Source organism: Hydrogenophaga sp. SL48 (assembly GCF_021729865.1).
In the GTDB taxonomy this organism is placed as follows: Bacteria; Pseudomonadota; Gammaproteobacteria; order Burkholderiales; family Burkholderiaceae_C; genus Hydrogenophaga.
On the sequence record NZ_CP063400.1, the window covers coordinates 2153930 to 2176766 of the forward strand.

Sequence of the window (22837 nt, forward strand, 5' to 3'; positions counted from 1 at the left end):
ACGCCATTGATGACGTTGGCGCCGGCCTTTGATGACGGCGTCAGGTGCCGTGCCGTTTGCGCCAGCCGTCCAGGAACTTCGCCAGACGCCCGATCGCCTCGCGCAAATCGTCCTCGTGCGGCAAGAACACGATACGGAAATGTTGTTGGTCGGGGTAGTTGAACCCCGTCCCCTGCACCAGCATCACGCGTGTGGCGCGCAACACTTCCATGAAGAACTGCCGGTCGTCCGGAATCGGGTACATCACCGGGTCCAGACGGGGAAACATGTACAGCGCCGCCTTCGGCTTGACGCAGCTGACCCCGGGAATGGCCGTGATCAGTTCGTAGGCCAGATCGCGCTGACGGCGCAAACGCCCGCCTTCTTTGACCAGATCGTGGATGCTCTGGTAGCCACCCAGGGCCGTCTGAATGGCCCACTGCCCCGGCACATTGGAGCCGAGCTTGATGTTGGCCAGCATGTTCAGGCCTTCGATGTAATCCTTGGCACAGGTCTTGTCGCCCGAAATCACCATCCAGCCGGCGCGGTATCCGCAGGCCCGATAGGCCTTGGACAGCGAATTGAAGGTCAGGGTCACCACGTCGGTGGACAGGCTCGCCAGCGCGGTGTGCTTCACATCGTCGTACAGAACCTTGTCGTACACCTCGTCGGCAAGCAGCAGCAACCCGTGTTCCCGCGCGATCTGCACCAGGGCGAGCAGCAACTCATCGCTGTACAAGGCGCCTGTGGGGTTGTTGGGGTTGATCACCACCAGGCCTTTGGTGCGTGGCGTGATCTTGCGGCGGATATCGTCCAGGTTCGGCATCCAGCCGTTGGCTTCATCGCAGAGGTAGTGGACCGGCTTGCCGCCGGACAGGCTCGCAGAAGCGGTCCACAGCGGGTAGTCGGGCGCGGGCACCAGCAGCTCGTCGCCATCGTCCAGCAGGGCGTTGGTTGCCATGCTGATCAGGTCGCTGGCACCGTTGCCGAGGTAGATGTCGTCCAGTGTCACACCCACCACGCCCTGCTGCTGGCTGTAGTGCATCACCGCCTTGCGCGCTGCAAAAATGCCCTTGCTGTCAGAGTAGCCAGAGGACTCCGGCAGGTTGCGGATCATGTCCTGCTGGATCTCTTCCGGTGCGTCAAAACCAAAGGGCGCCAGATTGCCGATGTTCAGCTTGATGATCTTCTGGCCTTCGTCTTCCATCTGCTTGGCCGCCTCCACGATCGGGCCTCGCACGTCATAGAGCACATTGGCGAGCTTGGCGGATTTCTGGATGGTTTTCAAATTCCCTCCGTGGGAGTCAGGCGGACACATGGGGATCAGGGACATCACCTTCGGGCGCTATATTACGTAGGCCCGCAAGGGAAAACCTGCAATTTGACCACAGTTCGACAGCGCTTCCGTCGCCAGCGTGGCCCTTGCACCGCACACCGCCACCCCATGAAACTGCACGCCGACAAACCCGATGCCCTCTCGGTCACCGCCTATGGTGATGGATGGATTGCCGTGAACGGGCAGCGCCACACAGGCAGCCTGATCCTGAACGCATCCGGCACACTGAGCGCCTGGGGCGTGAACCGTTTCGAGACGCTGTCGGCCGTGGACTTCGACAACTTGGTCGCCGATGGCGCCCCGCCACCAGAACTGGTGCTGTTTGGAAGCGGACGGAGACTGCGTTTTGTCCACCCCGCGTTGGTCCAGGGCCTGATGGACCGCCGCATCGGTGTCGAGACCATGGACACTGCCGCCGCATGCCGGACCTACAACATCCTGGCGGGCGAAGGCCGGCGGGTGATTGCGGCGCTTTTGATCGAGGCCGGAGAGCTCACCTGAATCCTGCGGCTCTGACGGCATCAGAAAAAGGCTTTCCAGGAACGCCGGACCAAGACTGCCGTTCAGGGTAAAATACCCGATTGTTTTCCTCCCAGCCGCCCGAGAGCAGCCGTTGTCCAGGGAGTCGTGGACAGCAGGAAAACCAACGCATCTCCACCAACCTACGTCAGGGGTCCACGCAGCATGGCAGTCGTTGTCAACAAACCCATTCCCGAATTTGAGTCCCTGGCCACCGGCGGCATCAAGGTCAGCAACCAGACCCACCTGGGTCAGACGGTGGTGCTGTACTTTTACCCGAAGGACAACACGCCCGGCTGCACCACCGAAGCCATGCAGTTCCGTGACAAGTACAAGGACTTCGTCAAGGCGGGCGCCCATGTGTTTGGTGTGTCCAGAGACAACATGAAGTCGCATGACGACTTCAAGACCAAACTCGAGCTTCCTTTTGAGCTCATCGCTGACACCGAAGAGAAGATGTGCCACATGTTTGGCGTGGTCAAGAACAAGATCATGTACGGCAAAAAGGTCAAGGGCATCGAGCGAAGCACCTTCCTGATCGGCGCTGATGGCGTGCTCAAGCAGGAGTGGCGCGGCCTGAAGGTCCCCGGCCATGTGGAAGAGGTCCTCAAAGCGGTCAAGGCCCTCAAAAAGGCCGCCTGACACAGCCATCGACCCGAAGACGCCGGGAACGGTCGGGTTCAGTCAGTCGTGCATAATGAATTCATGACCCAGGGAAGCGTCTCTGCTCCAATCCCCTCCCCCATCCCCTGCAGCCCGCAAAGCCGCCCGGTTCCCCCGGCGGCTTTTTCTTTTTCTGCCTTGCGCTGACCCAACAAGCCCCCATGCCATTGCCACCCGCCCCCTCCAAACGTGCAGCCCTTCTGGCGCCCGATGCCTACAGCCTGAAATCCAGCGAGGACCCCCACGAAGGGGCCTCCAGCATACTGCCAGCCCCACCCCAGGCCCTGCAGGTCGCAGCATCAGCGCCGGCGGCCTCGGTGCACCCGATCATCATGCCCAACAAACCGCCTTCTCGCTCTCGCAAGACGGAAACAATCCCACAGGTCAAACGCGCCGCGGTGGCAGCCCCTCAGCCTGAGACCGCCCGCGTCGAACGTGCTGTGCAGCAACCTCCCCTGCCAGCACCCGTGGCAGCTGCGTTGACGCCCCATGGGAGCGCACGTCGCCGCGGTGGCAAGGCTCCCCACCATGGTGCAACGCGCCTGTTCGTGCTCGACACCAACGTGCTGCTGCACGACCCCATGAGCTTGTTCCGCTTTGAGGAACACGACATCTACCTTCCGATGATCGTGCTCGAAGAGCTCGATGGGCACAAGAAAGGCATGACCGAAGTCGCTCGCAATGGACGCCAAACCAGTCGGACACTGGACGCGCTCGCCGCGCAGCAAGGCAGCGACATGGCCAAAGGGCTCAAGCTTTCTGCCACGGGGCACCAGACCGCGCGGGGTTTGCTCTTTTTCCAGACCGAGCCGCTGAACGCCGAACTGCCCAGCAGCCTGCCACAGGGTAAGGCGGACAACCAGATTCTTGGCGTGGTGCATGCACTGCGCGACAAACATCCACAGCGCGAAGTCATTCTGGTGTCCAAGGACATCAATATGCGGGTCAAGGCCCGGGCCCTGGGGTTGGCCGCCGAGGACTACCAGAACGACAAGACACTCGAAGACGGCGAGCTGCTGTATGCCGGTGCACTGGCGCTGCCGCAAGATTTCTGGACCCGCCAGAGCAAGACCATCGAGAGCTGGCAAAGCGGCAGCCACACGTTTTACCGCGTCAGTGGGCCGGCGGTGGGGCACTTCTACATCAACCAGTTTGTCTATTTTGAAGCACCTGGCGAACCATCGCTGTACGCCCGCGTGACGGAAATCCGCGACAAGACCGCCGTGCTCAAAACCCTCAAGGACTTCACGCACCTGAAAAACGCCGTGTGGGGTGTGACCAGCCGCAACCGCGAACAGAACTTCGCGCTCAACCTGCTGATGGACCCCGAGGTCGACTTCGTGACACTGGCTGGCACGGCCGGCACCGGCAAGACACTCATGGCCCTGGCCAGTGGCCTGACCCAAGTGCTCGACGACCGGCGCTACACCGAAATCATCATGACCCGTGCCACCGTCAGCGTGGGCGAAGACATCGGCTTCCTGCCTGGCACCGAAGAAGAAAAGATGGGCCCCTGGATGGGCGCGCTCGACGACAACCTGGAGTTCCTGGCCAAGGGCGATGGCGGGAACGCGGGTGATTGGGGTCGTGCAGCCACCAATGAGTTGATCCGCAGCCGCATCAAGGTCAAGAGCATGAACTTCATGCGCGGGCGCACCTTCATGAACAAGTACGTCATCATTGACGAAGCACAGAACCTGACGCCCAAGCAGATGAAGACGCTGATCACCCGGGCAGGCCCGGGCACCAAGATCATCTGCATGGGCAACCTGGCGCAAATCGATACGCCGTACCTGACCGAAGGCTCTTCTGGCCTGACCTACGCGGTGGACCGCTTCAAGGGCTGGCCGCACGGTGGCCACATCACACTCGCGCGCGGCGAGCGTTCGAGGCTGGCCGACTATGCCAGTGAAGTCCTCTGATCCAGCGTCACCCAACCACAAAGAAAAACCCGGCATGGCCGGGTTTTTCTTTGTGTGGTCGATGACTCAAAAGTCACCACCACCCGCGAGGCTTTCAAAACGGGTGAGCGTGTTCAGGAAGGTCAGCTTGACCACGCCCGTCGGGCCGTTTCGCTGCTTGCCAATGATGATCTCCGCCACGCCGGGCTCCTTGGTCGTTTCGCGGTTGTAGTACTCATCCCGGTAGATGAACATGATGATGTCCGCGTCCTGTTCGATGGCGCCGGACTCGCGCAGGTCACTCATCATGGGGCGCTTGTCGGTGCGCTGTTCCACCGAGCGGTTGAGCTGCGAGAGAGCAATCACCGGGCATTGCAGTTCCTTGGCCAGCATCTTCAGGCCCCGGGAGATTTCTCCCAGCTCGGTGGCGCGGTTGTCGCCCCCAGCCGCCCCAGAGCCGCTCATGAGCTGCAGGTAGTCCACCACGATCAGGCCCAGCTTGCCGCACTGCCGCGCGAGACGCCGTGCGTTGGCACGCAGTTCGCTTGGGGTCAGACCCGGGGTTTCGTCGATATGCAACGACACATTGCGCAGCTTCTCGATGGCTTCGGTCAGGCGCGGCCACTCGTCGTCGGTGAGCTTGCCGGTGCGCAGGTGGCCCTGGTTGATGCGCCCGATGGAGCCAACGATACGCACCGCGAGCTGCGAAGCCCCCATTTCCATGGAGAACACCGCCACCGGCAGTCCCTCGTTGAGCGCCACATGCTCCGCGATGTTGATCGCAAACGCCGTCTTGCCCATCGAAGGGCGCGCCGCCAGCACCACCAGGTCGCCAGCTTGCAGGCCGGAGGTCATTCGGTCGAGGTCGATGAAGCCGGTGGGCACACCCGTCACATCCATCGGGTTGTCGGCCATCTCCTGCACACGGTCCAGCAGATCGACCACCAGGGTGTCCATCCCCTGGAAGCCCTCCTTCATGCGCGAGCCCTCTTCGCCAATCTTGAAGATCTTCTGCTCCGCCTCGTCGAGGATCTTGGCCACCTGCCTGCCTTGCGGGTTGAAGGCCGCTGTGGCGATCTCGTCGCTGGCCGCCACCAGCTTGCGCAGAATGGCGCGCTCGCGAACGATCTCGGCATAACGGCGGATGTTGGCAGCGCTGGGCACGTACTGCGCCAGCGAGTTCAGGTAGGCCAGGCCCCCGGCCTCTTCGGCCTTGCCCAGGTTCTGCAGGTGCTCAAACACCGTCACGACGTCGGCCGGCTTGCTGGCGTTGACCAATGCAGCGATGGCCGAATAGGTCAGGCGGTGTTCGTAGCGGTAGAAGTCGGAATCGTTGACCAGATCGGCCACCCGGTCCCAAGCCTGGTTGTCGAGCAGCAGGCCACCCAGCACACTCGACTCGGCCTCGATGGAGTGCGGCGGCACCCTCAACTGGGCGACCTGCTGGTCGGCCCCGAAACCGCCATCGTCCAGGGCGGTGTCGAAAGAAGAGAGAGCGTTGGAAAAAACGGCTGACATGGCGTTCCTGTTGAATCGACGATGGTACGCCGCACCCTCGCGGATGTCATGGGACAAGCCTGTGGACAACCCGTGCACAGGCTGGGGAACGAAGAGGATAACTGCGCCCCGGAAAACAAAAGGCCGCTGACCCGAGGGCAGCGGCCTTGTGGCCAACCGGCGGAAGAACCGCCGATCCGGCGGGACTCAGGCGGTTTCGCCGAGCACCGAAACACTCACGTCGATGGTGACGTCGGTGTGCAGGTTCACGCTCACGGTGTAATCGCCCACGTTCTTCAACGGGCCGTTGGGCATGCGAACTTGCGACTTGGCCACAGCAAAGCCTTGCTTGTTCAGCTCTTCGGACACATCGTGGTTGGTCACGGAGCCAAACAGGCGGCCGTCCACACCGGCTTTTTGTGACAGCTTGAGGGCCACCGCAGCCAGCTTTTCACCCAGGGCTTGAGCCTCGGCGAGTTTGGCTGCAGCGACTTTTTCCAGTTCCGCACGGCGCGCTTCAAATTCAGCGATGGCCGTTTGCGTCGCACGACGGGCGCGGCCAGCGGGGATCAGGAAGTTGCGTGCGTAGCCGTCTTTGACCTTGACCACGTCGCCCAGAGCGCCGAGGTTGACAACTTTGTCGAGAAGAATGATTTGCATGTCAGTTTCCCTTTCAGACGCGGTGCTGGTCGCTGTACGGCAGCATGGCCAGGAAACGCGACCGCTTGATGGCGGTGTTGACCTGGCGCTGGTAGAACGCGCGGGTGCCCGTCAGGCGAGCGGGAATGATCTTGCCGTTTTCGGCGATGAAGTCACGCAGGACGTCCACGTCCTTGTAGTCGACTTCTTCGACATTGGCCACGGTGAAGCGGCAGAAGCGCTTGCGCTTGAACAGCAGCGATTGGGTGTTGCGCTTGGGGCGCTTGTCTTTGTTGAAACGTTTCGGTGCAGCCATGATGGGCCTTTCCTATGTTTTGCTGAAATCTTGAATATGGAACACGACACCTTTGCCGTTGCGTGCATTCGCCAGGAAACCGTGAAAGCTGGAAACTGATTCGAGCCCTTGTCGGGACAACGTTTCAGCCATGGCACCAAAGGCCACGGCCCTCAGTTGCAGCTTCACCGTTCGCGGGGTGTCCATTTCAGTGACCGTGGACTCGTGCTCCAGCACAAGGTTCACAGCGGGTATGCCTGCCGGGGTGTAGCGCAGGCTTTGAACCTGAACCACCGCGGCCAACAATTGAAATTGGTTACCTGCTGGCGATGTCACACCCCGGGTCAGGCTTCTGCGCGCTGCTCGCGGGGTTCCCGCGGTTCACGGTGCTCGCGCTGCTCCGGCTGGGCCAGTTTGCGGGCCTCTTCGCGCTCGACCGACTTCATCATGCTTGAAGGACCGGTTTCGGCTTTCTTCTTCAGCACGGTCAGGTGGCGCAGCACGGCGTCGTTGAACTTGAAGGCGTGCTCCAGCTCAGCCATCACAGCCTGATCGGCTTCGATGTTGACACACAGGTAGTGGGCTTTGGACAGCTTGTTGATCTGGTAGGCCAGTTGACGGCGACCCCAGTCTTCAACGCGGTGGATCTTGCCGTTGCCGGTGGTGATCATGCCTTTGTAACGCTCCAGCATGGCTGGAACCTGTTCGCTTTGATCCGGGTGGATCAGCAAAACGATCTCGTAATGACGCATGGACTCTCCTTGTGGATTGAAAAGCTGCCCCCAGCGTCAACAGGGGTGCAGCAAGGCGAAGCCCATGATTCTAGCAAAAAAATGCCGGTCCGTCGATTGACAGACCGGCACGCTGCTGACTGGCTGGGGTGCGGGGCATCAGCCCCGCACCCCTACTGTCTCAGGACATCTTCAGGCTGGGATAGCGCACATGCTCCACCAGCTCCTGGACCTTGCGACTGGGCGCTGGTGTCACCATGCTGACCAGGATGATCACCAGGAAGCCCAGCGGCACGCCAAACACACCCGCAGAAATCGGCAGGATGCCGAACCACAGCTCAATCGGTGAGGTGACACCGAAGATCCCGCGCAGCCAAGGCTGGGTGGTCACCATGTAATAGAAGGTGATGCCCAGGCCTGCGACCATGCCCAGCGACGCGGCAATGCCTGTCGCCCGCTTCCAGAAGATGCCAAGCACCAGCGCCGGGAAGAAGGCTGCGGCGGCGAACGAGAACGCCGCCGACACCAGGAACAGGATGTCCGCCGGTTTCTGCGCCGCCACATAGGCAGCCATCAATGCCACGACCAGCAGCAGCATTTTGGAGATGGTCACTCGGCGCGCCGTGGAGGCGTTGGGGTCGATCATCTTGTAGTACAGGTCGTGAGACAGCGCGTTGGCGATCGTCAGCAGCAGCCCGTCGGCGGTGGACAGCGCAGCGGCCAGACCGCCAGCGGCCACCAGACCCGAGATCACGTACGGCAGGCCACCGATTTCGGCCGTGGCCAGCACGATGATGTCGCCACCAATGGACATTTCGTTCAACTGGAGGATGTTGTCCTTGTTGACGTCCACCACCGACAGCAGGCTCGGATCGACCTTGTTCCACGCGGCCACCCACTGTGGCAACTGGTCGAATGGCGTGCCGATCAACACATGGAACACCTCGTATTTCACCAGCACCGCCAGAGCGGGTGCCGTGAAGTACAGCAGGAAGATGAAGAACAGCGACCAGGTCACCGACTGGCGAGCCTCTTTCACGCTGGGCACCGTGTAGTAGCGCATCAGGATGTGCGGCAGCGCGGCCGTGCCGATCATCAGGCAGAAGATCAGCGCCAGGAAGTTCAGACGCGACTCGTTATAGGTCTTCTGCGCCTTTTCGTCACCGTTCGGATCGCCTGTGAACTGATCCGCGTGAGCCGGCATGCCGTTGAGCGGCTTGGCCTTGGTCTCAGCTGCGGTCTTGGCGGCCGACCAGGCTTTCTTGGCGGCGGCCTCGTCCTTGGGAACGGCTGCCAGCGCTTTCTCTGCCGCGGCCACGTCGGCCGATGGTGCATTGGCCGCACGCAATTCGGCCAGCTTGGCTTCGGCCGCGGCCTTGTCGGCGGCCAGCGCCACGGTCGGGTCCTTCAGCTTCGCATCCAGATCGGCGGCGCGCTTCTTGTAGATTTCGCGCACCTCCAGCTCTTTGGGATCGTTGGCCAGCAGCTTCTCCTTGGCCGTGACCTTCTCCAGCTGGTAGCCGTAGATTGCCTGCGGCACGGGCACGCTGGTCTGTTTCACCGACAGCCAGACCACCGGAATCATGTAGGCCACGATCAGGATGATGTATTGCGCCACCTGCGTCCAGGTCACCGCCCGCATGCCGCCCAGAAAGGAGCACACCAGAATGCCACCCAGCCCCAGAAAAATGCCCAACTCGAACGCCACACCGGTCAAGCGCGAAGTGATCAGGCCCACGCCATAGATCTGCGCGACCACGTAGGTGAACGAGCACAGGATGGCCGCGACGATGCCGATGAAGCGCGGCAGGTTGCCTCCATAGCGTTCACCCAGGAAGTCGGGGATGGTGAACTGGCCGAACTTGCGCAGGTAGGGCGCCAGGAACAGCGCCACCAGGCAGTAGCCACCGGTCCAGCCCATGATGAAGGCCAGGCCGCTGTAGCCCGTCAGGTAGAGGGTACCGGCCATGCCGATGAAGGACGCCGCCGACATCCAGTCCGCCCCCGTGGCCATACCGTTGTACATGGCGGGCACTCGGCGCCCTGCCACGTAGTACTCCGCCGCGTCGGTGGTCCGGCTCATGATGCCGATGCCGGCATACAGGCCGATGGTGGCCAGGAGGAAGATGAAGCCGATCCACTCGCGTGAGAGGCCGAGTTGCTCCAGGATGGCCAGGGTCACCACGAAGACGAAAAAGCCCCCCGTGTACCACTTGTAGACCTTGTTGAGCTGCTGCTTGAAGGCCTTGTTGGACCCGCCGCCAGCGCCCGCTGTTTCGAACATGCCTGCCATGGTGTTACTCCTCGGTCTCTTCGACACCGTGTTCGATGTCGAGTTTGTTCATGTACCAAGCGTAGTACCCGATGATCAGGCAATACACCACCAGCGACCCTTGGGCCCCCATCCAGAAGCTGAAAGGCCAACCGAAAAAGTTGAAACTGAGGTCTCTCGCGAAAAAGCTCACAACAAAGGTCACCACGAACCAGATTGCAAGCAATACGGCGGTGATGTTGAGGTTTTTCCGCCAATACCGGCGGTGGTTATCTGTCAATTCCATCTGATCGACTCCATCAATGACGCCCTTTCGGGCAGATCGCGAACACCACCCGTCTCCTCAGGTGGTCTGCAGACGGTCCGCGTTGTTCGGCGACCAGCCTGTGACTGGCCACCACTTCTGGGGCGCCACAGCGCGAATGCGAGGTACTCCATCCGGCCAGAGCCGGGTGGAGCGGTCAGGTCAGGGCGGCGCCCAGTCCTGTCTCGCGCTCAAGTTGTGCCGCCACCTTCGGCTCGAACTTTCGGAGGTGGCGAATGATCTTCGCCGCCTCGTCGGGCTCTTGCCGATCCACATGAACCCGGGCCAGCTGGTACCAGCCGTAGGGACTCATGGGTTGCAGTTCGGTGTTCTTGCGCAGCGCCACGATGGCTTCGTCGAAGTGACGCTGACGGATCAGACTGAGGCCCAACCCATACCAGGCGCGGTCCAGATCGGGTTCGATCTCGGTGGCGCGGCGAAACGCGGCCTCGGCCTGTTCGAGGCGGCCTTCTTCTTCGCACAGATAACCCAGGTTGTACCAACCCGAAGCCTGGGCCGGCTGGGCCTTCACCAGCTGCTCCAGGGTCAGGATGGCCGCTGGCTTGTCGCCCAGGTTGGTCAGCAACTGGGCCCTGGTCGCGAGGGCATAGGGCTCCAGCGGTTGATCGGCCAGCAACTGATCGACACGGGCCAGGGCCTGGCGCTGCTGCCCGGCCAACAGCAGCAAGCGCACCTGCCAGCGCACGAACCAGGCGTCGATGGACGTGATCATTGACACAGTTGCACCCCGATCTTCAGGCAATGGGATATCTTGGCTGCGGTCGCCAGGATCCAGACGAAACCCAGAATCAAAAACGCCACCAGAGGATGGTGGCGTTCGAGCACAAAGCGCGGCGAGACCCAACGGGCCAGCACGACGAAGGGCCTGCCGATCTGCTGCAGGAGTTGATAGAACAGGTTTTTGTCCTTCTTCTGTCCCGCCAGCAAGCCCAGCACCCACTGTCCAAACAGCGCCAGCAGGGCGATTTCGGCAATCAATTTGACGGAGGCAATGAGTGTCAACATGTAAGGTTTGGGTAAACGTGCGCCCATTCTTGGCCCTCGACTTACCGAACACTTACAGATCAACCCAATGCCCGCCACCCCTAGGTCAAACACCGAGAGGGTTTACCCGCAAAGGCTGCCGCCCCCGGGGTGTAGCATCAAAAACACCTCACTCCAACTGGCCCGGTTCATCCATGAACGAAGACGCAGGCAATGCCCGCTCATTGCACGAAGCCCTCTCCCGTCACCGCATCCTCGGGCTGCTGCCGGCCGGTATCCAGGACGCCCTGGCGCGTGCACTGCCCGAGTTGAGCGCGGCCGCAGGTGAGCTCATCGCCGACGGCGACCGGCTCAAGACCCATCTTTACTGGTTGATCGAAGGCACCGTTCAGCTGCAAAACCCCGATGGCGAGGCCGTGCTGAGTCTTCGGCCGGGAGAACTGTTTGGCCTGGCACAGGGCGAGTCCCTCTTGGTCAGCGCCGCCCAGGCGGAAACGGCCTGCCGCTACACCCGGCTCGACGCCCTGACCGCTGAAGCCCTGCGCAAGGAAGTGCCGGCGCTGGCCTACTTTCTGGCCAGCCCCGATCTGAGCGCTCACACGTCCAGCCTGCCAGCGACCCGCCGTGATGCGAACGGCGACCCGGCGCTCAACCTCATGACCACGCCCGTGAGCGCGCTGATCAAACGACCGCCTGTCACACTCTCCCCACACACCAGCATCCGCGACGCCGCGCAGGTGATGAGCGAGCAGCGCGTGTCTTCGGTGCTGATCGTGGAGCAAGACCTGCTGTTTGGCCTGATCACCGACCGCGACCTGCGCAACCGGGTGATTGCCATGGGGATGGACACCGCGCGACCGATTGCGGACATCGCCACGCTGGCGCCGATGAGCGTCGATGTGAAGAACCCGGCCTTCGACGCGCTGCTGCTCATGGCACGCCACAACATCCACCACGTGCCGGTGCTGAACGGCCAGCGCATCGCCGGCATGATCACCGCCACCGACCTGACCGAACAACACAGCACTTCGGCGGTCTATCTGGCAGGTGATGTCTACAAACAGACCACGGTCGAAGGCCTGCAGACCGTCGCGGCCAAGGTCAAGCGCCTGCAACAAGGCCTCGCCGCCGCCGAAGCCTCGGCCTACAACACCGGCCACATCGTCACCGCCATCACCGACGCCATCACCACGCGCTTGCTGCAACTGGGCGAGGCACAACTGGGCCCGGCACCGGTGGACTACGTCTGGGTGGCCGCCGGCTCCCAGGCGCGCAACGAGCAAACCGCCAGGTCCGACCAGGACAACTGCCTGGTGCTGGACGACGCCTACGACGAGGCGCAGCACGGCGCGTACTTCAAGGCCCTGGCGCGCTTCGTGTGCGACGGCCTGGACGCCTGCGGCTACGTGTACTGCCCTGGCGAGATGATGGCCCTGACCGACCAGTGGCGCCAACCGCGCCGGCGCTGGCTGACCTCCTTCACCGAATGGACCAGCCAGCCCGACCCGACCGCGCTTATGCTGACCTGCGTGTTCTTCGACATGCGTGCGGTCCACGGCAACGTCGGGCTGCTGGATGGTCTGCGGCGCAGCGTGTTACAGCAAACCCGGGGCAACACGATTTTCCTGGCGCACATGGTCGGCAACGCCCTGCTCCGCCAACCGCCGCTGGGCATGTTCAAAGGCATCTCCACCATCCGAAGCGGCGAGCACAAAGGCACCATCGATCTCAAGCACCACGGCGTGGTGCCCATCGTGGACCTGGCCCGGGTATACGCACTGGCCCTGGGCGACAACGAGATCAACACCCACGACCGGCTGACCGCTGCGGCCGCCAGCGGCGGGCTCAACGAGAAGAACGCCCGGGACCTGCAGGACGCGCTGGAGTTTCTGGCCTTCCTGCGTATCCAGCACCAGGCGCGCCAGATGGCGGCCGGTCAACCACCCGACAACCACATCAACCCGGACGACCTGTCCAACTTCGAGCGCCACCAGCTCAAAGACGCGTTCGTGGTGGTGCAGACGATGCAAAGCGTGATGGGCCAGCGGTATCGGATGTGAGGAGGTAAACCACCCCCGCCGCGCTTCGCGCGACCCCCTTGTATGTTTCGTTCTGTGTTTATTGAAGAGTGAACCTTGGCGGTTGGTGCGCCAAACCTGCAACCCCCTGGAGCCCCGAGTTCGTCCTTGAGCACCTGGTCAACGCACCAATCTCTTTTCATCCAACCATGTAACCCGAACAGTTGCCAATCATGACGATGCATCCGCAAGGTGGGGTAGTGAACCGCGAGCAAAAGCCCAATGTTGGTATTGACGTGTCCAAGCAGCATCTCGATGTCTGCCTGGGCTCTGAACACCAACGAGTGGCCAATGACGCAGGTGGATGGGAAGTGTTGACGCGCCAGTTCAAAGAAGCCGGCGTGGACCTGATCGTGATCGAGGCCACCGCAGGGTACGAGCGCGATCTGGTGTGGACGCTACAAAACGCTGGCCTGTCGGTGGCGCGCGTGAACCCACGCCAGAGCCACGACTTTGCCAAGTCAATGGGCGAGCTGTCCAAGACCGACAAGGTCGATGCGCGCATGCTGCGCGACTTTGCCGACGTGCTCGCACGCCACAAAGACCGCGCCAAGTACATCACCCCACTGATGGACGCACAGCGCCTGGAGCTGGCGCAGCTGATGACGCGCAGGCGCCAACTCATGGACATGAGCGTGGCTGAAGGTCATCGGCTGGAGCATGCCAAAGGGCGCGCGGTGCGCAGCATCAAGACGGTGCTGAAGACGCTGGACAAACAGCTTGAGGTGATCGATGCGGACATTGATTCGCACCTGGATCAACACTTCAAGAGTCAGCGAAGCTTGCTCGACAGCGTCAAGGGTGTGGGGCCGGTAACGATCCTGACCTTGACGGCGGCGTTGCCCGAGTTGGGGCAGTTGGGGCGGCGCCAGATCGCCAAGCTGGTGGGGGTGGCCCCGCTGGCCAACGACTCAGGGCAGCGCGCCGGCAAGCGCCGGATCTGGGGCGGGCGCAGTGAAGTGCGGGCCGTGGTCTACATGGCGACCATGAGCGCTGTGCGCTTTAACCCACCGATCAAGGCCTTCTACGACCGTTTGCTGGAAGCAGGCAAACCCAAGAAGGTGACCATTGTTGCTTGCATGCGCAAGCTCCTGACCATCCTCAACGCCATGCTCAGAGATCAATCTTCATGGAGCTCGCTCAAGCATGAACTTTCCCTTCAACAATCCACTTGACTTTGAACACAGTTGCTCAAGGGGGCGATGCGAGTGGCCCGGCAAAGCCGGTTCCACCGCATCCTGGCTGGGGCCGCGCGCCGGAGATGTCGTAGGTTGAGCGAGGGGGCGCCCATCCCAGGGCACCGCGGAACCGGCTTTGCCGGGCCGCCAGTACCGCCCCCTGGGGGGTGACGCGAAGCGGCGCGGGGGGTCAATACTTTATTCTGGCGTAGTACGTTTTCTGCGCCGCTTCGCGCGCCTGTCCCAGCGTGTGGATGCCTTTTTCGGCCAGCAGCGGGATCAGTTTCAGGAACACCTCGGCCGTGACCATGGCGTCGCCCAAGGCCGTGTGGCGGCCGACGATGGTCACGTTGAAGCGCTCGGCGATGGCCTCCAGCCGGTGCGAGTCCTGGTTCGGGTGGATCACGGCCGACAGCAGCAAGGTGTCCAGCACCGGGTGGTCAAAAACCACCCCCGCCTGCGACTCCTTGAGTTGCAGGAAGCGCATGTCGAACGCCGCGTTGTGGGCCACCAGCACCGTGTCCTGCGCGAATGCATGAAAGGCCGGCAGCACCTGGTCGATGGTGGGTTGGCCCATCACCATGTCGGGCCGTATGCCGTGGATCGGTATCGACGCGGCGGGAATCAGGCGCTGCGGATTCACCAACTGCTCGAAACACTCCTGGCGCAGCAGCTTGTGGTTGACGATGCGCGCCGCGCCGATCTGGATGATCTCGTCGCCCTGCCCCGGGTTCAGCCCGGTCGTTTCGGTGTCGAACACGGTGTAGACCAGATCGGTGAGCGGGCGGTCGTCCAGCGTGCGCGTTTGTTCGGTGGTCTTGAAAAGGTCGAAATCGTAGTACTCGGGCCGGCTGTCGTTCTTCGACAGCGGCGTGGCATCCACCGGCTCCTGCGGATTGGCCAGCGGCAGCAGGAAGCGGAAAAAGGCCTGGTGGCGCTGGCGCTCGCGCTCGAACCAGAAGGCCCCGTTGTGGCGCTCGACCACGTCGCGCACCGTCAGGCGCACCGTCTCGCTGCCGACCTTCATCGGGTCCATTTCCCAGCTCATCACGGTCTCCGTGCTCATCGCCTGGCCGCTCCAGATCAGGTCCAGCCAGGCCTTGCCCGGGCTGCCCACGGCCGGCTGCAAACGCAACTGGACAAAGCGCACCTCGAACTCGTCGGCCAGGCGACCCGTGAGAGACACCAGGGCCTGCAGCAGCGAGAAGCTCTCGACCTTGAGCCACAGCGCCCCGTCCAGCTCCGCGGCAGAGGCAGGCAGTGTGGTGACGGTTTCGATCCGCTTCTGCGCCGCGGTCACGAGGTCGGTGCCCAGCATGTCTTCCAGCGGCCAGCGCGTTTTCAGGCTGTCGGTCGAACCCGCTTCGAGCGCGCCGATGCGACGGCTCAGGGCCGTGGTCTCGTCCCGGATCACGCCCAGGAAGCGCTCGCGCATGGGGGCGTCGAGATCGGGGTAGTCGAGCATGTCCAGCGCCGCCTGCATGCTGGCCAGCGCCGCGCGGCTGCGCTCGGTGAGCGTGTGCAGCACCTGGTCTTTGGCGGACTCGGCCTCGAAGTCGCGCGTGATGTTGTCGAGCATGAGCACAAAGCCGGTCAGGTCGAGCGAAGGCTCGTCAGAACCGGCCACCGGCGGAGGGCGCACCGGCGCCATCTGCACCCGCAGCAGCTGCCCCGCCGGTGTGGTGGTGACGAACTGCGCCGACGGCTGGCCGGCTCCGCGCAGCATGCGTTGCTGGATGTTCTCCAGCGCATGCGTCACCAGCTTGCGGTCGAACACGCTGTAGATCGAGCGTCCCAGCCCCATCAGTTCGGCCCCACCGGCCACGCCCGGTGCCTGCGACAAAGCGCGGAACTGCAAGCGGGCGCGCTGGTTGTAGAGAATGATGCGTCCGTCCAGGTTGCACACCACCACGCTCTGCGTGAGCTCGGCCATGAGCGCAGCGAGCCGGCTTCGTTCCTGCTCGATGTCCCGTGCCGCGATCTGCACCTTGGCGTCCATCTCGGTTCGCAACTCTTCGCGCTGGGCCACCAACTGGTTGAACAGCCCCGCAAGCACCTTGGTTTCCAGGTTGCCTTTGGGCGGCAGCTCGCGCACCACGTCGGTCCGCAGCAACACCTGTGCCTCTTCAGCCAACTGCACCGAAGGCGTGATCCAGTGATCGAACCAGCGCTTGAGACCATAGGCAATGGCCGCCATGCCGGCGGCCCAGGTGAGAACGACCAGCATCAGTCGGTCGCCCAGCAGCCCCCACACGGTCTGGCGTGCATCGTCCTCCAGGGTCAAGCCCAGCAAGCCGATCGTGAGCATCAGCCAGACCATGGACATCAGGGCCGCCGCCCCCAGCAGCCACCAGAGGCGGCGATCGGTGGTCTTCTGTCCTGCCATGATCAGGCTTCCAGCAGTTCGCGCACCTTCTGCACCAGCTCTTTGGTGGAGAAGGGTTTGGTCATGTAGGCGTTGGCGCCCAGCGCCAGGCCCTTGGCCACGTCGGTGTCGCGTCCCTTGGCGGTGAGCATGACGATCAGGGTATCGCGCACCAGGTCGTTCGAACGCACCTCATAACAGACGTCAAAACCGGTCTTGATCGGCATCATCACATCCAGCAGCACCAGCGAAGGGCGCTCGCGCACGATGGCGTCCACGGCCTCCTGTCCGTCACGCGCCAGCACCACCTCGTAGCCCTCACGCTTCATCAGAAACTCCAGCGAGATCAGGATGTTGGGCTCGTCGTCTGCGATCAGGATTTTGGTGCTCATGTCTCTGTGCTCCTCTGGTTGTCTTGTTCGGGCAGCGCGTCCAGCGCGCGGTGCGGCAGCGAAAAACCGAAGCAGGCCCCCTGCCCCGGCTCGGACCGCAGCCACATGCGACCGCCGAAATGCGCCACGATCTGGCGGCTGATCGGCAGACCCAGGCCGGTGCCGCCCGGCCGGTAGTGCGCATCACCCGCCACCTGCTGGAACTTCTCGAACACCATGGCCTGCTGGTCCTCTGGAATGCCCGGCCCGTTGTCCTGGACCTCCACCTCCACCGAAGGGCCCGCATCGCGCAGGCGCACCAGCACCTGCCCGCCTTCGCGCGGCGCGTACTTCAGGGCGTTGGACAGCAGGTTGAGCACCACCTGGGTGATGCGGTCCGCGTCGGCACCCACCAGCCCCACGCTCGGCGGCAGGTCCAGCACCAAGGCCACCCCGTGCTCCCGGTACATCTCGCCCATGCTGCCCGCCGCCTGCTCCAGCACCTCGCGCAGGTCCACCGCTTCTTCGTTCCACTCGGCGTGCCCGGCCTCGATCTTGGCCATGTCCAGCACCTGGTTCACCAGGCGGCTCAGTCGCTCGGCCTCGGCAACGATGATGCCGAGAAACTGCTGCCGCTGCGGCAAGTCCATGTTGTCATCGTCACGCATCAACTCCGACAGCGCCCTGATCGAAGTCAAGGGCGTGCGCAGTTCGTGGGTCACCGAGGACATGAAGTCGTCCTTGAGCCGGTCCAGGCTCTGCAGTTGCTGGTTGGCCTCGCGCAGCTCGGCCGTGGCGCGCTCCAGCGAACGTGACTTGTCCTCCAGCGCGTGCGAGTAAGCGCGCAACTGAGAGGCTTCGTCCAGGATGCGCATCACGTCGTCCAGATCAAGTTTCTCTTCTTCGGCCACCGAGGCCACCATCACGCGCGCCGAGGCGCTGCCGATGGCGCCCGCGAGCTGGGTCTCGACGAACTGCACCAGGCGCGCGTCGGCCGGTATGTGCGCGATGCCCGCCACCCCCAGCGTCTGGGCGTACCCCGCAAACAGCTGCTGCGCGCGCCCCACGCCCAGAAAGCGTCCCACCAGCGACTGCAGTTCGGGCACCTTGGCCCGCCCCTGCCAGAACACCGGGCGGGAGCCCTCGGTGCGATGAAAGACGTCCACGAACAGCAGCGCCTGGCTGGTCTCGGCCGCCGACGGCACGCGCCAGAGCGAAACGCCGACATAGGCGCCGATGTTGACCAGCAGGCTCCAGAACAGCGAGTGCGTCAGGTTGTCCAGGCCCGACAGGCCCAGGAAGGACTCGGGCTTGAGCCAGACCCAGCCGAAGAGACCGTGCTGGAGAAAGCCGTCGGCCAGCCATCCCGACTTGGCGAGCGACGGCAGCATCAGCGTGTAGGCCCAGAACCCGAATCCCAGCAACAGCCCGGCCAGCGCGCCGCGCCGCGTGCCGCCTTTCCAGTACATGCCGCCCAACATGGCCGGCGCGAACTGGGCCACGGCGGCAAAACTGATGAGGCCGATGCTCACCAGCGCGTAGGCCTCACCTGCGAGGTGGAAATAGAGGTAGCCCAGCAGCAGGATGAGCAGGATCGCCAGCCGGCGGATGAACAGCAGCACACCGGTGAGGTCACCGCTGGCGCGCGCGCCCAGGCGGTGGCTGCGCAGCAAAAGCGGCATGACCAGGTCATTGCAGACCATGGTGGAGACCGCGATCGCTTCGACGATCACCATGCCCGTCGCGGCCGACAGCCCGCCCACAAAGCCCAGCAACGCCAGACCCTGTTGTCCCTGGGACAGCGGCAACGACAGCACAAAAGTTTCGGGGTCCATGCGCCCCACGCCGAAATGCAGCAGCCCCCCGACAGCGATGGGCAGCACGAAGAGGTTGATCAGCAGCAGGTACAGCGGAAAGACCCACACGGCTCGCTTCAGGTGCCGCTCATCCACGTTCTCCACCACCATCACCTGGAACTGCCGGGGCAGAAAAATGACCGACAACATGGCCAGCAAGGTCAGGCCCGCCCATTGCGCGTAAGCGAAGGGCTGCCCCTGACCGAACCGCAACAGGCGGTTCACGGCTTCGACGGCCTGTGCCTGGTCGAACAGGTCACCCGGACCGTCAAACAAGCCAAAGACGACAAACACACCCACGGCCAGAAAGGCCAGCAACTTGACGATGGATTCGAAGGCGATGGCGGCGACCATGCCCTCGTGGCGCTCGGTGCTGTCCAGGTGCCGCGCGCCAAAGACCATGGTGAAACCCGCCAGCGCCAGCGCCACGTACAGCGTGCTGTCGCTCCACCATTGGGTGGGCTGCGCCGCAGTCTGGCCCAGCGGCGAGGTCAGCACCGCGTAACCGCTGGCGATGGCCTTGAGCTGCAACGCGATGTAGGGAACGATGCCCACCACGGTGATCAGCGTCACCAGGCCCGCGAGGGTCGGGCTCTTGCCGTAGCGGCTGGCGATGAAGTCGGCGATCGAAGTGATGCGGTAGGTCTTGGCGATGCGGATCATCTTGCGAACCACCATCCAGGCCAGCACCATGGCCAGCATCGGCCCGAGGTAGATCGGCAAGAACCACACCCCCGTGTTCGCGGCGCGCCCCACGCTGCCGAAATAGGTCCAAGCGGTGCAATACACCGCCATCGACAGCGCGTACACCCAGGCATTGCCAATGACCGAGCGCCCCTGCGCGGCCCGCCGGTCGCCCCAGTAGGCCACCGCAAACAGCAGCAGCAGGTAGGCAAACGAAGCGCCGATGACCAGCGGGGCCGACAACATGGCAGGGTGTCAGTCCGCGCCGTCGGGCGCGGACGTTTCAGGCGAGCGCTCAACGACCCAGGCCAGCGCCGCGATCAGCAGCGCCCAGATCAGGAACAAGGCGGCGGGAAACAGCGGCACGCCGAGCACGCGGGCGTCGTGGTCCCAGAGCGCCAGCAGCGGAAAGTTGAACAACAACAGGCCGGCCACAAACAGGGCCACCAGGCGTTGGGCGTCCAGACCTTGGAACATGGGTGTCTCCTCTTTCGGGAGCGCCATCGTGGTGGCGCCTTTGAGACCGATTGTGCGCCAGGCACTGACCACGGCCTTACGCCGTCGCGCACAAAAAAGGCGACAGGGCTGTCGCCCGGCCGCCTTAATGAGAAGGGTCCTGCGCGCTTACTTCGCGGTGGAAGCCAGCAACTGCCAGGTGTCTGCCACCGAGTCCGGGTTCAGTGAGATCGAGCTGATGCCCTCGTCGCGCAGCCACTGTGCAAAGTCCGGGTGGTCGCTGGGGCCCTGGCCGCAGATACCGACGTACTTGCCCTGGGCCTTGCAGGCGCCGATGGCCATTTTCAGCAGTGCCTTCACGGCCGGGTCGCGCTCGTCAAAGTCCTTGGCCAGCAGCTCCAGGCCGGAATCGCGGTCCAGGCCCAGGGTGAGCTGGGTCAGGTCGTTGGAGCCGATGGAGAAGCCGTCAAAGAACTCAAGGAACTCGTTCGCCAGCACCGCGTTGCTCGGGATCTCGCACATCATGATGACCTTGAGCTCGTTCTCGCCGCGCTTCAGGCCCTTCTCGGCCAGCAGCTCGGTCACGCGCTGCGCCTGGCCCAGCGTGCGCACGAAGGGCACCATCACCTGCACGTTGGTCAGACCCATGTCTTCGCGCACGCGCTTCAAGGCCTCGCACTCCATGGCAAAAGCTTCGCGGAAGTCTTCGCTGATGTAGCGCGCCGCACCGCGGAAGCCCAACATAGGGTTCTCTTCATCGGGTTCGTAGCGGCTGCCACCGACCAGCTTGCGGTACTCGTTGGACTTGAAGTCCGACAGGCGAACGATCACCGGCTTGGGCCAGAAGGCCGCAGCGATGGTCGCCACACCTTCGGCCACCTTGTCCACATAGAAAGCGCGCGGCGAGGCGTGGCCACGGGCCACCGACTCCACAGCCTTCTTCAGATCGGCGTCGATCGCGGGGTAGTCCAGGATCGCCTTGGGGTGCACGCCGATGTTGTTGTTGATGATGAATTCCAGGCGCGCCAGGCCGACGCCGCCGTTGGGAATCTGCGCGAAGTCGAACGCCAGCTGGGGGTTGCCCACGTTCATCATGATCTTCACGTCCACCTCGGGCATGGCGCCGCGCTTCACTTCGGTGATCTCGGTTTCGAGCAGGCCGTCGTAGATGTGGCCGGTGTCACCCTCGGCGCAGCTGACCGTGACCAGCGTGCCGTCCTTCAGGTGGTCGGTAGCGTTGCCGCAGCCCACCACGGCAGGAATGCCCAGCTCGCGCGCGATGATGGCGGCGTGGCAGGTGCGGCCACCGCGGTTGGTGACGATGGCGCTGGCGCGCTTCATCACCGGTTCCCAGTTCGGGTCGGTCATGTCGGTCACCAGCACGTCGCCGGGCTGCACCTTGTCCATCTCGCTGATGTTGTGCACCAGGCGCACCGGGCCGGTGCCGACCTTCTGGCCGATGGCGCGGCCCGAGGCCAGCACGGCGCCCTTGCCCTTGAGCTTGTAGCGCACCTCGGTCTTGCCGGCGGCCTGGCTCTTCACCGTTTCAGGCCGGGCCTGCAGGATGTAGAGCTGGCCGTCGGTGCCGTCCTTGCCCCACTCGATGTCCATCGGGCGGCCGTAGTGCTGCTCGATCACCAGCGCGTAGTGCGCCAGTTGCTCGACGTCGGCATCGGTCAGGCTGTAGCGGTTGCGCTGCTCGACCGGCACGTCCACCGTCTTCACCAGCTTGCCCTTGAGCGCGCTGTCACCGGCCTTTTCTTCGGCCGTGGTGAACGTCATCTGGATCAGCTTGGAGCCCAGGTTCCGGCGAATCAGCGCGCGCTTGCCGGCCTTGAGCATGGGCTTGTGCACGTAGAACTCGTCGGGGTTCACGGCGCCCTGCACCACCGTCTCGCCCAGGCCGTAGCTGGAGGTGATGAAGACCACGTCTTCAAAGCCGGACTCGGTGTCGATGGTGAACATCACGCCGGCCGCGCCGGTGTCGGAGCGCACCATGCGCTGCACGCCGGCCGACAGGGCCACGTCGGCGTGGGCGAAGCCCTTGTGCACGCGGTAGCTGATGGCGCGGTCGTTGTACAGCGAGGCAAACACCTCTTTCATCTTGTGCAGCACTTCGTCGATGCCGTGCACGTTGAGGAAGGTCTCCTGCTGGCCGGCGAACGAAGCGTCCGGCAGGTCTTCGGCGGTGGCCGAGGACCGCACGGCAAAGGTGGCTTTGTCGTTGTCACCCACCAGCGTGACGAACGCCTCGCGGATGGCTTTTTCGAGGTCGGCCGGGAACGGCTGGTTTTCCACCATGGCCCGGATCGCGGCACCGGCCTCGGCCAGGGCGCGCACGTCTTCGGTGTCCAGCGCGTCCAGGCGGGCATTGATGCGCTCGGTCAGGCCGTCGTACTGGAGAAACTCGCGGAAGGCGTGCGCCGTGGTGGCGAAGCCGGTGGGCACCTTCACGCCGCTGGGCAATTGCGAAATCATCTCGCCGAGGCTGGCGTTCTTGCCGCCGACGGCTTCGACGTCGCTCATTCGCAGTTTTTCGAAGGGGACGACCAGATCGGTCGCGCCAAACAGGTTGGACATGGGAAGACTCCTAAGGTTAAAAAACCGGGAATGCCATGCGCCAGCGGGTGACCTGTGGTTCTGTTGTGGGTCGTGCACCGGGCAAGGGGCAACAATCTGGGCGACGGGGAACCAGGATAATGGTTACC

The 22837-nt window shown here is 63.4% G+C and carries 20 protein-coding genes; 5 read left to right on the forward strand and 15 right to left on the reverse strand.

All coding sequences use genetic code 11. The annotated features are described in order from the left end of the window. Positions 1-40: 40 nt before the first annotated feature. Entirely contained in the window at positions 41-1267 is a 1227-nt protein-coding gene (locus IM738_RS10250) for a pyridoxal phosphate-dependent aminotransferase (protein ID WP_236965759.1), read from the reverse strand. A gap of 156 nt (positions 1268-1423) precedes the next feature. Between IM738_RS10250 and IM738_RS10255 the strand changes: the two genes are divergently transcribed. The 3 genes from IM738_RS10255 to IM738_RS10265 all read left to right on the forward strand — a co-directional run bounded on the left by IM738_RS10255 (position 1424) and on the right by IM738_RS10265 (position 4419). Then, the gene (locus IM738_RS10255) at positions 1424-1816 is read left to right on the forward strand and encodes an Mth938-like domain-containing protein (RefSeq protein WP_236965760.1); all 393 of its coding nucleotides are present in this window, start codon (positions 1424-1426) and stop codon (positions 1814-1816) included. Between the two features lie 183 nt (positions 1817-1999). Then, positions 2000-2476, forward strand: a complete 477-nt coding sequence (locus tag IM738_RS10260; RefSeq protein WP_236965761.1) for a peroxiredoxin — start codon at positions 2000-2002, stop codon at positions 2474-2476. A gap of 182 nt (positions 2477-2658) precedes the next feature. Next, positions 2659-4419: a PhoH family protein gene (locus IM738_RS10265; protein ID WP_236965762.1), complete on the forward strand. Its 1761-nt coding sequence runs from the start codon at positions 2659-2661 to the stop codon at positions 4417-4419. Between the two features lie 66 nt (positions 4420-4485). Here IM738_RS10265 and dnaB read toward each other — a convergent pair whose 3' ends face one another. The 9 genes from dnaB to IM738_RS10310 all read right to left on the reverse strand — a co-directional run bounded on the left by dnaB (position 4486) and on the right by IM738_RS10310 (position 11162). Continuing rightward, on the reverse strand, positions 4486-5916 hold the full coding sequence (gene dnaB, locus IM738_RS10270) for a replicative DNA helicase (protein ID WP_236965763.1): 1431 nt from the start codon (positions 5914-5916) through the stop codon (positions 4486-4488). Between the two features lie 186 nt (positions 5917-6102). Next, entirely contained in the window at positions 6103-6555 is a 453-nt protein-coding gene (rplI, locus tag IM738_RS10275) for a 50S ribosomal protein L9 (protein WP_236965764.1), read from the reverse strand. Positions 6556-6568: 13 nt separating this feature from the next. Beyond that, a complete protein-coding gene (gene rpsR, locus IM738_RS10280; RefSeq protein ID WP_077330375.1) occupies positions 6569-6850 on the reverse strand; it encodes a 30S ribosomal protein S18 in 282 nt (93 codons plus the stop codon). A gap of 12 nt (positions 6851-6862) precedes the next feature. Then, the gene (gene priB, locus IM738_RS10285; protein ID WP_236965765.1) at positions 6863-7165 is read right to left on the reverse strand and encodes a primosomal replication protein N; all 303 of its coding nucleotides are present in this window, start codon (positions 7163-7165) and stop codon (positions 6863-6865) included. A gap of 8 nt (positions 7166-7173) precedes the next feature. Beyond that, a complete protein-coding gene (gene rpsF / locus IM738_RS10290) occupies positions 7174-7581 on the reverse strand; it encodes a 30S ribosomal protein S6 (protein ID WP_236965766.1) in 408 nt (135 codons plus the stop codon). A gap of 160 nt (positions 7582-7741) precedes the next feature. After that, entirely contained in the window at positions 7742-9853 is a 2112-nt protein-coding gene (locus IM738_RS10295) for a sodium:solute symporter family protein (protein WP_236965767.1), read from the reverse strand. Between the two features lie 4 nt (positions 9854-9857). Then, the gene (locus IM738_RS10300; protein ID WP_236965768.1) at positions 9858-10118 is read right to left on the reverse strand and encodes a DUF4212 domain-containing protein; all 261 of its coding nucleotides are present in this window, start codon (positions 10116-10118) and stop codon (positions 9858-9860) included. Positions 10119-10293: 175 nt separating this feature from the next. Next, positions 10294-10869, reverse strand: coding sequence for a tetratricopeptide repeat protein (locus IM738_RS10305; protein ID WP_236965769.1), 576 nt, complete (start codon positions 10867-10869; stop codon positions 10294-10296). Then, entirely contained in the window at positions 10866-11162 is a 297-nt protein-coding gene (locus tag IM738_RS10310) for a hypothetical protein (protein ID WP_236965770.1), read from the reverse strand. Before IM738_RS10310 ends, IM738_RS10305 begins: the two co-directional genes overlap by 4 nt. A gap of 173 nt (positions 11163-11335) precedes the next feature. Between IM738_RS10310 and IM738_RS10315 the strand changes: the two genes are divergently transcribed. Together IM738_RS10315 and IM738_RS10320 are read left to right on the forward strand one after the other, a co-directional pair. Beyond that, on the forward strand, positions 11336-13201 hold the full coding sequence (locus IM738_RS10315) for a putative nucleotidyltransferase substrate binding domain-containing protein (protein ID WP_236965771.1): 1866 nt from the start codon (positions 11336-11338) through the stop codon (positions 13199-13201). 197 nt (positions 13202-13398) lie between these two features. Beyond that, positions 13399-14394: an IS110 family transposase gene (locus IM738_RS10320; RefSeq protein WP_236966290.1), complete on the forward strand. Its 996-nt coding sequence runs from the start codon at positions 13399-13401 to the stop codon at positions 14392-14394. Between the two features lie 193 nt (positions 14395-14587). On the opposite strand, the gene IM738_RS10325 is transcribed toward IM738_RS10320, so the two are convergent. The 5 genes from IM738_RS10325 to ppsA form a co-directional block, all read right to left on the reverse strand. Next, positions 14588-16783, reverse strand: coding sequence for a 3'-5' exonuclease (locus IM738_RS10325; RefSeq protein ID WP_236965772.1), 2196 nt, complete (start codon positions 16781-16783; stop codon positions 14588-14590). A 2-nt stretch (positions 16784-16785) separates the two neighbouring features. Next, a complete protein-coding gene (locus IM738_RS10330) occupies positions 16786-17154 on the reverse strand; it encodes a response regulator transcription factor (RefSeq protein WP_236965773.1) in 369 nt (122 codons plus the stop codon). Then, complete coding sequence (locus tag IM738_RS10335; protein WP_236965774.1) at positions 17151-19919, reverse strand: sensor histidine kinase; 2769 nt, start codon at positions 19917-19919, stop codon at positions 17151-17153. The genes IM738_RS10330 and IM738_RS10335 overlap by 4 nt, the downstream gene beginning before the upstream one ends. Before the next feature lie 9 nt (positions 19920-19928). After that, positions 19929-20150 carry a hypothetical protein gene (locus IM738_RS10340; protein WP_236965775.1) on the reverse strand — a complete coding sequence of 74 codons (222 nt, stop codon included), beginning with the start codon at positions 20148-20150 and terminating at the stop codon, positions 19929-19931. 147 nt (positions 20151-20297) lie between these two features. Beyond that, positions 20298-22709, reverse strand: coding sequence for a phosphoenolpyruvate synthase (gene ppsA, locus IM738_RS10345; protein ID WP_236965776.1), 2412 nt, complete (start codon positions 22707-22709; stop codon positions 20298-20300). Positions 22710-22837 lie beyond the last annotated feature (128 nt).

Coding starts and splice junctions, on each gene's coding strand:
- IM738_RS10305 (WP_236965769.1), bottom strand. CDS start 10,869: ATGATCACGTCCATCGACGCCTGGTTCGTGCGCTGGCAGGTGCGCTTG.
- IM738_RS10300 (WP_236965768.1), bottom strand. CDS start 10,118: ATGGAATTGACAGATAACCACCGCCGGTATTGGCGGAAAAACCTCAAC.
- rpsR (WP_077330375.1), bottom strand. CDS start 6,850: ATGGCTGCACCGAAACGTTTCAACAAAGACAAGCGCCCCAAGCGCAAC.
- dnaB (WP_236965763.1), bottom strand. CDS start 5,916: ATGTCAGCCGTTTTTTCCAACGCTCTCTCTTCTTTCGACACCGCCCTG.
- IM738_RS10315 (WP_236965771.1), top strand. CDS start 11,336: ATGAACGAAGACGCAGGCAATGCCCGCTCATTGCACGAAGCCCTCTCC.
- IM738_RS10255 (WP_236965760.1), top strand. CDS start 1,424: ATGAAACTGCACGCCGACAAACCCGATGCCCTCTCGGTCACCGCCTAT.
- rplI (WP_236965764.1), bottom strand. CDS start 6,555: ATGCAAATCATTCTTCTCGACAAAGTTGTCAACCTCGGCGCTCTGGGC.
- IM738_RS10325 (WP_236965772.1), bottom strand. CDS start 16,783: ATGGCAGGACAGAAGACCACCGATCGCCGCCTCTGGTGGCTGCTGGGG.
- rpsF (WP_236965766.1), bottom strand. CDS start 7,581: ATGCGTCATTACGAGATCGTTTTGCTGATCCACCCGGATCAAAGCGAA.
- IM738_RS10265 (WP_236965762.1), top strand. CDS start 2,659: ATGCCATTGCCACCCGCCCCCTCCAAACGTGCAGCCCTTCTGGCGCCC.
- IM738_RS10310 (WP_236965770.1), bottom strand. CDS start 11,162: ATGTTGACACTCATTGCCTCCGTCAAATTGATTGCCGAAATCGCCCTG.
- IM738_RS10295 (WP_236965767.1), bottom strand. CDS start 9,853: ATGGCAGGCATGTTCGAAACAGCGGGCGCTGGCGGCGGGTCCAACAAG.
- IM738_RS10320 (WP_236966290.1), top strand. CDS start 13,399: ATGCATCCGCAAGGTGGGGTAGTGAACCGCGAGCAAAAGCCCAATGTT.
- IM738_RS10340 (WP_236965775.1), bottom strand. CDS start 20,150: ATGTTCCAAGGTCTGGACGCCCAACGCCTGGTGGCCCTGTTTGTGGCC.
- IM738_RS10335 (WP_236965774.1), bottom strand. CDS start 19,919: ATGTTGTCGGCCCCGCTGGTCATCGGCGCTTCGTTTGCCTACCTGCTG.
- ppsA (WP_236965776.1), bottom strand. CDS start 22,709: ATGTCCAACCTGTTTGGCGCGACCGATCTGGTCGTCCCCTTCGAAAAA.
- IM738_RS10260 (WP_236965761.1), top strand. CDS start 2,000: ATGGCAGTCGTTGTCAACAAACCCATTCCCGAATTTGAGTCCCTGGCC.
- IM738_RS10330 (WP_236965773.1), bottom strand. CDS start 17,154: ATGAGCACCAAAATCCTGATCGCAGACGACGAGCCCAACATCCTGATC.